Genomic DNA, 13,472 nt, shown 5'->3' with positions numbered 1-13,472 from the left:
CCCGGTGGGCCGACATCCCCCGGCGGACGGGCGTCGGCGAACCACCCGGCCGGGCGCGGGCGGCCGCGGAACGGGACCGTACGATACGGGCCGTCACGAGCCCGACGCTGCACGGACGGAGACGGGATGGCTGCCACGAGCGGGTCCGGCCGTACGGGAGCCGGCCGGCGGACGTACGCCGCGGCGTGCTGCTCGCTGGCGCTGCTCCTCAGCGGGGCCGCGGCCGGGTCCTCGGCGGCCGACACGGCGCCGACTCCGCTGCCCTCAAGCGGCGGGACGGCGGCGCCGCTGCGGCTGCCGGTGATCCCGACGGGTCTCGACCCGCAGGCGCTGAAGGGCTGCACGAAGGCGTCGCCCACGGTGGCCCACACGGTGCCGTGGGCACAGCAGAGTCTCGAACTCGACCGTGCCGGGCAGTTGTCGTCCGGCGCCGGGGTGACGGTGGCGGTGGTGGACACCGGCGTGTCCCGGAGCGCGCCCGCGCTGGCCGGCCGGGTCACGGCGAAGGGCGCCGCCGGGAAGGACTGCGTCGGGCACGGCACGTTCGTGGCCGGGCTGATCGCGGCGGCGCCGGCCGCGGGCAGCGGTTTCAGCGGAGTGGCGCCGGGCGCGCGGGTGCTGGGGCTGAGCGGTTTCGGGCCGGGGGGCGCGCCGAGCGAGCCGGCCGTGGCGCAGGCGGTGCGGACGGCGGTGGACGCCGGGGCGTCGGTGGTGGACGTGTCGCTGGGCTTCCAGAGTTCCGGCGCCGCGCTGGACTCGGCGCTGGCCTACGCGGCCGCCAAGGACGTCCTGGTGGTGGCCGCCGCGGTCCCCGACGGGGTGTACTACAAGGACGCGAGCGACGACGATCCGCCCGCGATCCCGTTCTGGCCCGCGGCGCACCCGGGTGTGCTGTCGGTGGTCGACGTGGACGGCACCGGCAGCCGGCCGGTCGGTGCCGTCCGGCCGGCCCGGGCCGACCTGGCCGCGCCCGGCGACGCGGTGATCTCCATCGGTCCGAGCGGCCGGGGGCACTTCCTGGGGGACGGGCCCTCGGTGGCGGCCGCCCTGGTGGCGGGCGCGGCGGTCCTCCTCCGCTCGTACGAACCGGAGCTGACCGCCCCCGAGGTGGCGGCGCGGCTGGAGGCGACGGCGTATCCGGGGGCGGTGCCGGTGCTCGACGCGTACGCGGCGCTGTCCGACGTCCTCCCCGGCGCTCCCGGCCGGACCGCCGCTCCGGACACGGCGTTCAGCCTGCACCGCGAGCCTGCCGATCCGGGCCCCGAGCACCGGGCGCTGCTGGTGGTGGGCGGCTCCGCGCTGACCGCCGCCGCCCTCGCGGCGAACGCGGCGCTGGCTCGACGGCGCCGTTCCGCCCCGCCCCGCCCGGCCGCTACGACCTCGGCCGCTCCCCCGGCGTAGCGGTTCCCGGCCGCCGTTCAGAAGAGGTCCGGCGCCGGCTCCTCCGCTTCGGTGACCGCCGTCTGGACCTGGACGGTGCTGCGACGGGTGATGTAGAGGGCCCGGCCGGGCGGCAGCAGCCGCGGCTTGGTGTTGTTGAAGAGATAGCCCTCGGACGGCGGGCAGGACATCAGCAGGCCGGGCGCGTTGACCTCCAGCAGCCGCCGCACCAGGGGGTCGTTGATGCCGCGCATGGCCCCGGCCGCAGCCCGGGTGAGGACGGTGTGGAAACCGATCTCGTAGCCCAGCGGCAGGTGTTCGAGGAGCGGCTCGAAGGGGTTGCGCATCGGGTTGGCGACGAGGTCGTAGTCGTCGATGAGGATGAACAGCCGCGGCCCGGGCCACCAGTCCGCCTGCCGCATCCGGGCGGGGGTGATCTCGGGTCCGGGTGTGCGGGAGCGCAGCGCGCGGGCGACACCGTCGACGAGTTCCCGGAGCTGGTCGACGGAGACGGCGTGGCCGAGCCGGTAGGGCTCGGGGACCGCCTCGATCAGCTCGCGGCGGAAGTCGACGACGAGGATGCGGGCCTGGGCGGGGGTGAACCGCTCGGTGACGCTGCGGGCTATCAGCCGCAGCAGGTTGGTCTTGCCGCTCTCGGTGTCGCCGAACGCCACCAGGTGCGGTGCCTCGGTGAAGTCGTGCCAGGCGGTGCCGAGTTCGGTCTCCTCCACGCCGATCGGGATACGGAACAGCGTGCGGGGCGGGCGGCCGTCCCGCGCGGCGGCCACGGCGGCGGCGGGCGGCGGCGGCAGTTCGGCGACGGGCAGCAGCGTGGGCAGCATCCGCACCGGCGGGGCGGCCGGACCGGTCCAGCTCTCGGCGACGGCGGCGACCAGGTCGCCGACGCCGTCGGCGAGGTCGGCGGCGCTCTCCACGCCGTCGATCCGCGGCAGCGCGGCGAGGAAGTGCAGCTTGCTGTCGGTGGTCAGACCGCGGCCGGGGCTGCGCGGCACGGTGCCGGCGCGGCGGATGTCGACCATCGAGTCGAGCGGGTCGCCCATCCGCAGTTCCACCCGGGTCGCCGACTGGTCGCGGATCTGCGAGGAGAGTTCCACCCAGCGGGCGGTGGTGGTGACGAGGTGGACGCCGTAGCTGAGTCCGCGCGCGGCGATCCGGTTGACGGTGGGGACGTGGTCCTGGAAGTCCTGCCGGACGGTGGACCAGCCGTCGATGACGAGGAAGACGTCGCCGAACGGCTCGTCGGGGAACTCACCGGCCGCGCGGCGGCGCCGGAACGTCGGCATGGAGTCGATGCCGTGCTCCAGGAACAGCCGCTCGCGGCGGCCGAGCAGGGAGGTGATCTCGGCCAGGGTGCGGCTGACGCGTTCGTGGTCCAGCCGGCCGGCGACCCCGCCGACGTGCGGCAGCCCGGCCAGCGCCGCGAGCGTGCCGCCGCCGAAGTCCAGGCAGTAGAACTGCACTTCGCGCGGGGTGTGGGTGAGGGCGAGAGCGGCGATGAAGCTGCGCACGAGGGTGGACTTGCCGCTCTGCGGGCCGCCCGCGATGCCGACGTGGCCGCCGGCCCCGGACACGTCGAGGGTGAGCAGGTCGCGCTTCTGCTCGAACGGCCGGTCGATGATGCCGACGGGGAGGGTGAGGCCGCCGCGGCCGGGCCAGTCCACGGTGGTCAGGCCGAGCGCGTGGTCGGGGGCGAGTGGGGGCAGCAGCCGGTCGAGGGTGGGCGGCAGGTCCAGCGGGGGCAGCCACACCTGGTGGGCGGGCGGTCCGGCGGCGTGCAGCCGCCCGATGGCGACCGACAGCAGCGAGTTCTCTCCCGCGTCTGGCTCGGAGACCAGCGGGTCGGGCCCGGCCGACTGGGTGCCCGCGCCGAGGGGGTGCGCGCCGGGGCCGAGCATGGGGGCACCGGCCGGGGCGAGGTGCTCCGGGGCCGGCCCGGCGCCGGCTTCCTGCGGCCGCTCGCGCTGCTCGACCCACTCGCCGGTCCACGGCACGACCTGGCTGGCGACCTGCGCCTGGGCCAGCGCACCGGCCCGCCGGCGGTAGGCGCCCGAGACGTACGCGGCGCGGAACCGCGTCAGCGCCTCGACGCCGCTCTTGAGGAAGCCGCTGCCGGGCTGCGGCGGCAGCTCGTAGGCGTCGGGCACGCCGAGCACGCCGCGGGACTCCATCGCGGAGAACGTGCGCAGCCCGATCCGGTAGGACAGGTGCGACTCCAACTGGTGCATGCGGCCCTCGTCCAGCCGCTGCGAGGCCAGCAGCAGATGGACGCCGAGCGACCGGCCGAGCCGGCCGATCATCACGAACAGGTCCATGAACTCGCGGTGGGCGGCGAGCAGTTCGCTGAACTCGTCGACGACGACGAAGAGGCTGGGCAGCGGTGCGAGCGGCGCGCCCGCCGCGCGGGCCCGCTCGTACTCCAGCGCCGAGGTGTGGTTTCCGGCGGCTCGCAGCAGTTCCTGGCGGCGGATGAGTTCGCCGTGCAGGGCGTCCTGCATGCGGGAGACGAGCCCGGCCTCGTCGGCGAGGTTGGTGATCACCGCCGAGGTGTGCGGGAGTTCGTCCAGGCCGAGGAAGGTCGCGCCGCCCTTGAAGTCGACGAGGACGAAGTTGAGGGTCTCCGAGGAGTGGGTGAGGGCCAGGCCCAGGACGAGGGTGCGCAGCAGCTCGGACTTGCCGGAGCCGGTGGCGCCGATGAGCATGCCGTGCGGTCCCATGCCTCCCTGCGCGGACTCCTTGATGTCGAGTTCGACCGCGCGGCCGTCGGCGCCGACCGCGATGGGCACCCGCAGCCGGGCGTGCTCGTTCGCTGCCCGCCGCAGCCAGTGGTCGTGGACGTCGAGCCGGTGCAGGTCGGGTATGCCGAGCAGGCTGGTGAGCTGGATGTCGGACTCCAGCGGGTGGGCCGCCTCACCGCTGTCGCCGGTGCGCATCGGGGCGAGCCGCGCGGCCAGGGCGCGGGCGGCGTGCGCGCCGAGGGAGTCGGCGCGGCCGAGCGGGGTGGTGGTCTCCTTGCGGTTGCGGTCGGTGCGGACCAGGCCGACCTCCCCGTCGCCGTCGAACCGTAGCCGAAGCACGGTGCGGCCGGGCCGCCAGCTCAGGGTGGCGCCGCAGTCCACGACGACGGCGTTGCGGAAACCGGCCCGGTCGAAGCGGTGGCCGGCCGGGAGCCGGCCGCCGTCGAGGACGACCACGGTGAACGGCTCGTCCTTGGAGGGAACGGCGGCCGCATCGAAGGGCGGCCGTCCGGTGAAGTCCTCGCCGAGCAGGTCCTCCAGGTCGTCGGCGGTGGTGGCGATGAGCCGGGCGGGGCCGGCGCCGTCGTTCTCCAGCGGGTGCAGGGCGTGCGGCAGCCACTTGGCCCAGTCCCATTCCGGCCGCCGTTCGGGCGCGACACAGAAGGCCACCACCAGATCCTGCGGGGCGTGCATGACGGTGAGCTGGGCGACGAGCGCGCGGGTGGCGCCGAGTGTGCGCTCGCGGTCACCGTGCAGCAGCACCCGGGCCCAGGTGCGCAGGAACACCGCGATGGGCTGCTCGGGCACGGTGGAGTAGGTGTTGATGAACGCCCGGAGCGCGTGCGCGGTCAGCGGGTCGAGGTCGTCGACGGGCCGGGTGGCGTTGGCGGTCAGCCGCAGCGAGAGCCGCTGGTCGCCGACAGCGATCCGCACCTCGCCGAAGTCCTCGTCGCCGGGGCGGCGTTCCCACAGCCGGCTGGTGTCGGCGAAGGACCACAGGGCGGCCGGCTCGGGGTGCTGCCAGGCCAGCGCGCGCTGCTGGTCGGCGACCGCCCTGCGCACCCGGCGGCGCTGCGCGCCGAGGTAGCGCAGGTAGTCGCGGCGGGCGCCCTTGAGCTTGTTGCGGCGCTCGCTGCCGGCCCGGGCGAGCTGGCCGAGGAGCATCATGCCCATGGAGAGCACCATCATGCCGACGATCAGATACGTGACCGGGCTGGAGGCCGTGCCGGGGCGGGTGTAGAGCAGCACGATGGCGCCGGACATCATGGCCATCGGCAGGTAGGTGAGCATGGCGTTGCCGCTGGGCTGCGGCTCCGACATCACCGGGGGCTCCTGGAGGGCCAGGTCGCCCTCGGGCATCTGCGGGCCGCTCCGGCGGGCCGGACGGCGGAAGTGCACCACGCTCAACGGGAGTTCACCTCACGGGCTGTCATACTCGGCACCGCACCATCCCATCACGCGCAGGTGTGCGGACGACAAGGACCCCGCTCACGTCCCGTTGGCCACCAGGTGGACCTCCCATCACATCGCCGGGGTAGGGTGCCCGGCGTTCGAGGTGGCCGGGTCGCGGTGCCACGGGTTCCTGGGAGGGCGGCACATGAGCGAGAGCTCGGTTGCTGGGCTGTGCAGACTGACCGTCAGAGCGCCGGGATCGGCGCTGGATCTGGCGGTGCCTTCGGACATCCCGCTGGCCGACCTGCTGCCCGCGATCGTCGGCCACGCGGGCGGTGAGCTGGCCGAGTCCGGCCTGGAGCACGGTGGCTGGGTGTTGCAGCGGATCGGCGGACCGCCGCTGGACGCGGAGGGCACCCCGCAGTCGCTGGAGCTGCGCGAGGGTGAGGTGCTGCTGCTGAGGCCGATGGCGGAGGCACTGCCGCCGGTGCGCTTCGACAACCTCGTGGACGGCGTCAGCGCCACGATGCGGGAGCTGCCGCACGCCTGGTCGCCGCTCGTGAGCCGCTGGGCGCTGCACGGGGTGCTGCTGGCGGTGCTGAGCGCGGCACTGGTGCTGCTGGCGCTGTCCGGCGGGGACTCGTCGTCGCGGGCGGCGCTGGCCGCGGGGGCGGCGCTGCTGGCGCTGGCCGGGGCGGGCGCGGCGGCCCGGGTGCTGGACGACCTGCCCGGCGCGGTGCTGCTGGGGCTGTCCGCGGGGCCGTTCGCGGCGCTGGCCGGATCGCTGGCGGCCGGCGGCGGGCAGCCGGGGCCGCGCTGGCTGGCGGCCGGGGCGGCCTGGTGCGTGGCCGGTGCGCTGGCGCTGACGCTGGTGGCCGCCTGTCCGGTGGCGTTCGTGCCGAGCGTGGTCGCCGGGGTGGCCGCGCTGCTGGCCGGGGCGCTGATGACGGGCGTGCACGACGCGGGCCTGGACGGTGCGGGAGCCGCGGTGGCGGTGCCGGTGGTGGTGTTCGGCGCGTTCGTGCCGATGATGTCGTTCTCGCTGGCCGGGCTGCGGCTGCCGCTGCTGCCGACGACGTCCGACCAGCTCCAGGAGGGCATCGAGCCGTACCCGAGCACGGAGGTCGAGACGCGCACCCGGGCCACCGACCAGTGGATGACGGGGCTGTACGCGGCGGCCGGTGTGATCTGCGCGGCCTGCGCGGCCGGGCTGGCGACCGATCCCGGGTGGGCGCAGGGGCTGACGGGGACGCTGCTGGCGCTGCTGCTGGTGCTGCACGGCCGCAGCCTCGGCAATGCCTGGCAGCGGTTGTCGCTGGTGCTGCCCGGGGCGCTCGGCGCGGTGCTGCTGGCCGTCTGCGCCGCCCGTCGGCACGGGCCGCACGCCCAGTTGCTCACCGTCGCCTGCCTGCTGGCGGTGGCGGCGCTGACCGCGGTCGTGGCGTGGACGGTGCCGGGGCGGCGGCTGCTGCCCTACTGGGGACGGGCCGGGGACATCCTGCAGTCGGTGGCGGCGGTGGGACTGCTGCCCGCCGTGCTGTGGGTGCTGGACGTCTACGGCCGGCTGCGCGGGATCCGGGGGTAGGGCGGTGCAGACCCGACGCGACCAGGTCCAGGCGCACCGCTTCGTGGTGTCGCGGCTCACCTCCGGGCTGCTGCGCAACGACCCCGACGTGCCGGAGGGCCCCAACACGCGCACCAACCGGGCGCTGGCGTTCGGCGGGGCGCTGGGCGCGGTGATCGCCGCGGGTTTCCTGGTGTTCGGCTTCGTCTCACCCGGTGGCTCCGCGGCGTGGAAGCAGCCCGGCACGCTCATCGTCGAGCAGGGCACAGGCAACCGGTACCTGTACGACGGGACGCTGCGCCCGGTGCGCAACTACGCCTCCGCGCGGCTGATCGCCGGCGCCGGCATGGCCGTGCACACGGTGCCGCGTGCGACGCTGGCGCAGGTGCGGCGCGGCGGCCCGGTGGGCATCACCGGGGCCCCGGACGCGCTGCCGTCGGCGGCCCGGTTCGACACCGGCGCGTGGCAGGTGTGCGCCGCGACCCGGACCACCGACAGCGGCGGCACCGCGCCGGCCACCACCCTGGCCGTGGGCGGCGCCCGGTCCGGGGACGGGGTCGGCCCCGGCCAGGCACTGCTGGTCGACGGGCCGGACGGCACCTCGTACCTGCTGTGGCGGGGCAACCGGTTCCGGATGTCGTCGGGGACCTCCACCGCGGACGCGCTCGGGTACGGGACCGCGCGGGCGCTGCCGGTGTCGGCGGCCTTCCTCGACGCGGTCCCGGCAGGCCCGGACCTGGCCCCGCGGGACGTGCCGGGCAAGGGCACGCCCGGCCCGGTGCTGGACGGCCTGGCCACCCGCGTCGGACAGGTCTTCGTGGTGCGCACGCCGGGCGCCGCCCAGCAGTACTACCTGCTCGAACGGGCGGGCCTGGTGCCGGTGACCACCACGCAGGCGGCGCTGGAACTGGCAGCGCCGGACGAGCGCTCCGCGGCCTACGCGGGCAGCGCCCCCACCGCCGTGCCGCTCGCGACGGACGCGCTCAACTCGGCGCTGGTGCGCGGCGGCACGGCGGCCACCGGCGACGGCTCCCAGGCGCTGCCGCCGACGCCGCCGGCCCTGGTGCCGGTGGACGCCGGGCAGGCCGCGTGCGTCCGGCTGGACCCCGCGGCGCCCGCGGACGGTGACGGGACGGGCACCGGGGCACGGATCAGCCTGTCGGTGGCACCGGCGGCCGGTCTCGGCGCGGGGAGCGCGGGCGCCGGGGCGGACACCTCCGCGGCCCAGGCGCACGCGGCCCCCGCGTGCCTGCCGGTCGACGCGGTGCTGCTGCCGCCCGGCGGCGGCGCGCTGGTGCGGGCCCTGGGCGCGGGCGGCGGCCCGGTGGGCGCGACGACCTACCTGGTGGCCGACGACGGGGTGAAGTACCTGGTGCCCGACGCGCAGGCGGCCGAGGCGCTCGGGTACGACCGCGCGGCGGCCCGCGGGGTGCCCGCGCCGCTGCTGGCCATGCTGCCGACCGGACCTGACCTGTCGCCGCGGGACGCCCTGGCGGGCCGTGCCGAGACCACCGGCGGCAGCACGTGCACCGACGGGAACGGCGGCACCGGCACCGTCGGCAGCGGCGCCGCGGGCGATTCCTGACCGGTATTCCGCCGCCGCGCCGCCCCGTCCGGTGCGCGCGATGCGTGTATCCCGCATTACCTCGCGAAATGGCCTACGGGCAACCGCAGTCGGCAGAACGGCGAGATTTCTTTCATCGTTGAAAAGGATTCACTCAGGCTTTGTTGCAGCTGAGTTGGCGGTCGGCTTACGCTGGCGCGCGATCGCAGTCCGAGTGGGCCACCGTTCGCCGCCCACCGGTGCACACGGGTCCCTCAGGGGCGCCCGCGCCCCGGGGTCCGGCGCGCAGCCCGGTGCCGCCCGCCAACCGGGAAGGACACCGTATGAGCACCCCCTCCGGCACGACGCAGCAGTCGTCGACAGCGACATACAGCCAGGCGGTCTCGTACCTCGAGACCGCGCGGAGCAAGATGACCGCGGTGCAGCAGCAGGTGGCCGACGCCGCCGCGACGCTGTCCACGCACTACCAGGGTCCCGACGGCCAGGCGTACGCGCAGGTGATGGCGGCCTGGTCGGCGGAGGTGGACCGGATCAAGGCCACCTGCGAGGCCATGGAGGACCAGCTGGACAACAGCCTCCAGGCGTCCAACAAGACGCAGAGCGACAACCTCGGCGCCGTCCAGCAGGCGGGCCATCTGTCGATCACCCACGGCTCGGTCTCCGACGGCGTCTACGGCGCGCTGACCAGCTGACGCGACGTCCGAGCAGCCCGAACCGCCCCGCCCCTCCCACCTTCTGGAGCGCACATGTCCGCCGAGGACGGCATCTACATCGACCACGGGCAGGCAATGACCTTCTCCGAGGAGATGCAGCAGCAGACGCAGCGCATCGCCGGGATCGTCAGTGACCTGCAGAGCGAGCTGGGGACGATCGTCGCCAGCTGGCTCGGCCCGGACCGCGACATCTACTACAACAAGGTCCAGCCCACCTGGAACGCCGAGGTGAACGCGCTCAGCACGATCCTTTCCAGCCATGCGCAGACGCTGGAGGGCATCTCGGACAACTACAAGCAGACGGTGTACCGCAACGCGCAGGGCTTCGAGGAGATCAAGTTCTGAGTCCCCGCAACGGGGCGTGCCCGGCGGCCGGCCGCCGCCCGGGCCCGTCCCGCGCCGGGCCCGCCACACCGACCGCCGCCAGGAAGGCACCGCGATGACCCACAAGGCCGATCTGACGAAGCTGGACGCGAAAGCGCTCCAGGATTTCATCGACGACGACGTCAGCGCCTTCATCACCGACATCGCCAACCTGCGCAAGGCCGGCCAGAAGCCGCCGGCCCTCTTCGACCTGGGCAGCTCACCGACGCCGGTCACCATGGGCCAGATGGGCGGTGACGACACCACCGGCGGCAAGAACGTGGTGAGCAACGCGCAGAACGCGGCCCAGGCCATCGACAAGGTGCTGCGCACGCACAAGGAGTCCTTCGAGGAGCTGAAGAAGGAGCTCCAGAAGGTCATCACCACGATGCTGAAGACCCAGGGCGACACGCTGGCCACCCTCGACGGGCAGAAGTTCGTCGACGCGCTCTCCGGCTACGACTTCGACATGAACGGCGGCGACTCCACCGGCCAGCAGCCGTCCGGCTCGGGCCACGACTCCTCGTCCTGACGTCCCGCACCCGCCCGGCCGCGCCGCCGCGGCCCGGGTCGCTCCCGGAGGTACCGCATGGCCGCGTCGGCCGACAACTGGGAAGACATCATCAACCTGGTCACCGGCTTCACCCTGCCCGCCCGCAGTGACATCACCGGGGCGAAGGGCCAGGGCGGCCTGCACTGGCTGGACGTGAAGATCGACAAGGTGAAGCAGGGCACCAGCGCCACCGGCGGACCGCACGCCGACGGCAAGGGTTTCGACATCTACTTCTTCTCCGGCAGCGGCGACGACGTCGACGGTTACAAGGCCACGGTCACCTTCACCGACCAGACCGACGGCCTCCACTACTGGACGCGCTCGCAGAACGCGCTGAAGGTCCTTGTGGGCAAGCCCTACACGACGCTGGACGCGCGCACCGACGACGACAGCGCCGGGGATCCGAGCGCCGGCAACGCGGTCGACCTCACCACGTTCCCGGTGATGGCCAAGTCCTTCGACGCCGCGGGTACGTTCTTCAAGAACCACAGCGAGACGCTGAAGCAGTGGGCGGAGAGCCTCGGCGACGAGAACGCGGCGTGGAAGGGCCATGCGGCCGGTGTCTTCTACCACCTGGTCACCGACCTGCACGACACGTACGACACCCTCACCGCCGACCTGATCCCGCCGGGCTTCTCCCCGACGCACACCTCGCCGTCGACCGGCTACGTCTCCTCCACCCAGTTCGGGGACTCGATCGTGGGCGCGGAGGTGTCACTGCACGACGCGTTCACCTCCCTCAACGACCACCTCACGAAGTTCGTGAAGAAGACCGGGAGCACGGTCAAGAACACTCATCCGGACGGCAGCACCACCCAGGCCACGGTGAGCGGTGACACCCGCGAGGTGCTGGTGGCGGTCATGAACGACATCGTCACGTGGGTGAACGACCACAACCTGACGAAGGTGACGACCTACGACAAGCCCAATCCGTACGGCGGCTACATGGGCAACCCCGGGGCGCCGATCCCGACGCTCACCACAGGTCCCGGCTTCTCCGACACCACGACGTGGGGAAGCCTGAAGGACACCGCCACCTGGGGAGGCGCGGCCAACGAGGCGATCGCCCGGTGGACCGCCAACGTCCAGACCAACCTGGACGATCCGGCCCGCGCGGTGATCAAGACCCTCCAGCAGTCCTGGAGCCGGGTGCTCAACCCGAACTGGGACGGCGCCTTCCAGTTCAGCCCCGGCCCCGCCGTCTCGCTGGCCTCCGAGTACCAGAAGGAGGAGGCGGCGATCGAGAAGGCGAAGGCGGACGAGGCCAACGACAAGCTCAACAAGGCGCTGAACAACATCGGCGACGGCATGAACAACTTCAAGAACGGGCTGGACGACTTCGGGAAGGACATCAACAACGGCCTGGACCACTTCGGCGACAGCGTCGGCGACCTCGGCAACAACATCAACAACGGTCTCGACCACTTCGGCGACAGCGTCGGCGACCTCGGCAACAACATCAACAACGGCCTGGACCACTTCGGCGACAGCGTCGGCGACAACCTCGGCGACGGGCTGCACGGCCTGGGCAACGAGTTCCGGACGGTCGGCGGCGGCCTGAACAACCTCAACGACGGGCTGAACCACTTCGGCGACAACATCAACAACGGCCTGGGCGGTCTCGGCGACAGCTTCGCCAACGGCCTGGGCGGCCTCAACAACCTCAACAACCTCGGTAATCTCGGTAATCTCGGCAACCTCTTCACCGGCCCCAACGGCACCGGCAGCCCGACCGGGCTGCTCGACCCGGTCACCTCCTTCGTGCCGACGCCCAACAGCGACCTGCTGACGAACACCGTCGACCCCTCCCTCGCCGGCTTCCGCAACAGCACCGGCTCGACGACCACGCAGAACGCCGACGGCAGCGTCACCACGACCTATCCCGACGGCAGTTCGACGACCGTCGCGCCCGACGGCACCGTCACCTCCACGGGCCCGAACCGCAGCACCACCACGACCAAACTCAACCCCGGTCAGACGCTGACCAACCCGGACGGCTCGACCACGGCGATCGGCTCGGACGGCTCGATCACCACCCACTTCCCGGACGGCTCCACGGTCACGCAGAAGCCCGACGGCAGCCTCGTCACGACCGACCCGGACGGCAGCACCACCACCCACTTCGGCAACGGCGTCGTGGAGACCACCGGAACCGACGGCGTCACCCACCTGACGTCGCCCGACGGCACGACGATGACGCAGAACCCCAACGGCAGCGTCACCTCGGACTTCCCGGACGGCAGCCACACGACGCTCTCACCCGACGGCACGGTGACGACCACGGATGCCTCCGGCCACACCGTCACCAGCCACCTGGGCAACGGGCAGTCGCTGGTCAACCCCGACGGCAGCAGCACCACGCTCGGCGGCGACGGGTCGATGACGACGCACTACCCGGACGGCTCGACCGTCACCGTCCACCCCGACGGGAGCGTCACGACCACCGACGCGACCGGCACCGGCACCGGGCCGGGCAAGGGACCGGGCGGTCTGGGCAACGAGTCGGACCTGTCGCACGGCGGCGGACCCCGGGTGCCGACCTCCAGCAGCGGGCTGACCCTGCGGGACAGCACGGGTCACACCACCACACACTTCCCCAGCGGGGCCGTCGCCACCACGGACTCGCTGGGCAACACCACCACGACGTTCCCCGACGGCAGCTCGACCGTGGCCGGCCCCAACGGCGAGTTCCAGACCGTGCCCAGCCCGCAGACCCTGGCCGCGGCGCAAGCCGCCGCGGCGCAGCCGCTGGGCGGCGTCGGGGGCGGCCTCGGCGGCGCCCAGGGAGCGACCGCGGCCACCGACGCGGTGGGGCTGAGCGGACTCGCGTCCCCCATGATGATGATGATGGGGATGTCGCGCATGGGTCAGCAGGGCCAGCAGCGGGAGGGCGAGCGGGTCCGCGAGACGTACGCCCAGCGCGACGGGGACGGCGCCTTCATCCAGGGCGGCAGCCACCAGCACCACACCCCGCCGCCCGAGGACGCGTTCGAGGAGGAGGACGCCGACCCGGACGAGCTGCCGAGCCGCACCCCGCCCGGCGGCCAGGGCGGCCGGACCGGCCGCGGCGCGCCCCAGCGGCCCTCCACCCAGTCCAGCTGGTCGGACGGTGACGACGTGTGGGGCACCGGCGAGGAGGGACTGCCCGCCTCCCTCGGCCGCTAGGACCTTCCCCCCCCCGGGGCCG

At 73.7% G+C, this 13,472-nt stretch carries 8 protein-coding genes; 7 read left to right on the top strand and 1 reads right to left on the bottom strand.

The annotated features are described in order from the left end of the window. Nucleotides 1-126 precede the first annotated feature (126 nt). On the top strand, nt 127-1,401 hold the full coding sequence (locus ACH4PY_RS09075) for a S8 family serine peptidase (RefSeq protein WP_398177848.1): 1,275 nt from the start codon (nt 127-129) through the stop codon (nt 1,399-1,401). 17 nt (nt 1,402-1,418) lie between these two features. Here the strand turns inward: ACH4PY_RS09075 and eccCa are convergent, their stop codons facing one another. Beyond that, nucleotides 1,419-5,537, bottom strand: coding sequence for a type VII secretion protein EccCa (gene eccCa / locus ACH4PY_RS09070; protein ID WP_398179260.1), 4,119 nt, complete (start codon nt 5,535-5,537; stop codon nt 1,419-1,421). 196 nt (nt 5,538-5,733) lie between these two features. Here eccCa and eccD point away from each other — a divergent pair, with 196 nt between their 5' ends. The 6 genes from eccD (at nt 5,734) to ACH4PY_RS09040 (ending at nt 13,450) form a co-directional block, all read left to right on the top strand. Continuing rightward, nucleotides 5,734-7,113 carry a type VII secretion integral membrane protein EccD gene (gene eccD / locus ACH4PY_RS09065; protein WP_398177845.1) on the top strand — a complete coding sequence of 460 codons (1,380 nt, stop codon included), beginning with the start codon at nt 5,734-5,736 and terminating at the stop codon, nt 7,111-7,113. A gap of 4 nt (nt 7,114-7,117) precedes the next feature. After that, nucleotides 7,118-8,677 (top strand): type VII secretion protein EccB, encoded by a 1,560-nt coding sequence (gene eccB, locus ACH4PY_RS09060; protein ID WP_398177842.1) that lies wholly within the window; start codon nt 7,118-7,120, stop codon nt 8,675-8,677. Nucleotides 8,678-8,979: 302 nt separating this feature from the next. Next, on the top strand, nt 8,980-9,348 hold the full coding sequence (locus ACH4PY_RS09055; RefSeq protein ID WP_222961539.1) for a hypothetical protein: 369 nt from the start codon (nt 8,980-8,982) through the stop codon (nt 9,346-9,348). A 54-nt stretch (nt 9,349-9,402) separates the two neighbouring features. Continuing rightward, nucleotides 9,403-9,714 carry a WXG100 family type VII secretion target gene (locus ACH4PY_RS09050; protein WP_398177838.1) on the top strand — a complete coding sequence of 104 codons (312 nt, stop codon included), beginning with the start codon at nt 9,403-9,405 and terminating at the stop codon, nt 9,712-9,714. A gap of 94 nt (nt 9,715-9,808) precedes the next feature. Continuing rightward, a complete protein-coding gene (locus ACH4PY_RS09045; RefSeq protein WP_398177835.1) occupies nt 9,809-10,264 on the top strand; it encodes a type VII secretion system-associated protein in 456 nt (151 codons plus the stop codon). 57 nt (nt 10,265-10,321) lie between these two features. Beyond that, a complete protein-coding gene (locus ACH4PY_RS09040; RefSeq protein ID WP_398177831.1) occupies nt 10,322-13,450 on the top strand; it encodes an AAWKG family protein in 3,129 nt (1,042 codons plus the stop codon). The last annotated feature ends 22 nt before the right edge of the window (nt 13,451-13,472 follow it).

Origin of the sequence: Streptomyces sp. NPDC021224 (assembly GCF_044332905.1) — a bacterium.
GTDB lineage: Bacteria > Actinomycetota > Actinomycetes > Streptomycetales > Streptomycetaceae > Actinacidiphila.
The sequence above is the reverse complement of the archived record's forward strand: the minus strand, read 5'-3'. Positions and strand labels throughout refer to the sequence as shown.

Coding starts and splice junctions, on each gene's coding strand:
- ACH4PY_RS09045 (WP_398177835.1), top strand. CDS start 9,809: ATGACCCACAAGGCCGATCTGACGAAGCTGGACGCGAAAGCGCTCCAG.
- ACH4PY_RS09040 (WP_398177831.1), top strand. CDS start 10,322: ATGGCCGCGTCGGCCGACAACTGGGAAGACATCATCAACCTGGTCACC.
- ACH4PY_RS09055 (WP_222961539.1), top strand. CDS start 8,980: ATGAGCACCCCCTCCGGCACGACGCAGCAGTCGTCGACAGCGACATAC.
- eccD (WP_398177845.1), top strand. CDS start 5,734: ATGAGCGAGAGCTCGGTTGCTGGGCTGTGCAGACTGACCGTCAGAGCG.
- ACH4PY_RS09050 (WP_398177838.1), top strand. CDS start 9,403: ATGTCCGCCGAGGACGGCATCTACATCGACCACGGGCAGGCAATGACC.
- ACH4PY_RS09075 (WP_398177848.1), top strand. CDS start 127: ATGGCTGCCACGAGCGGGTCCGGCCGTACGGGAGCCGGCCGGCGGACG.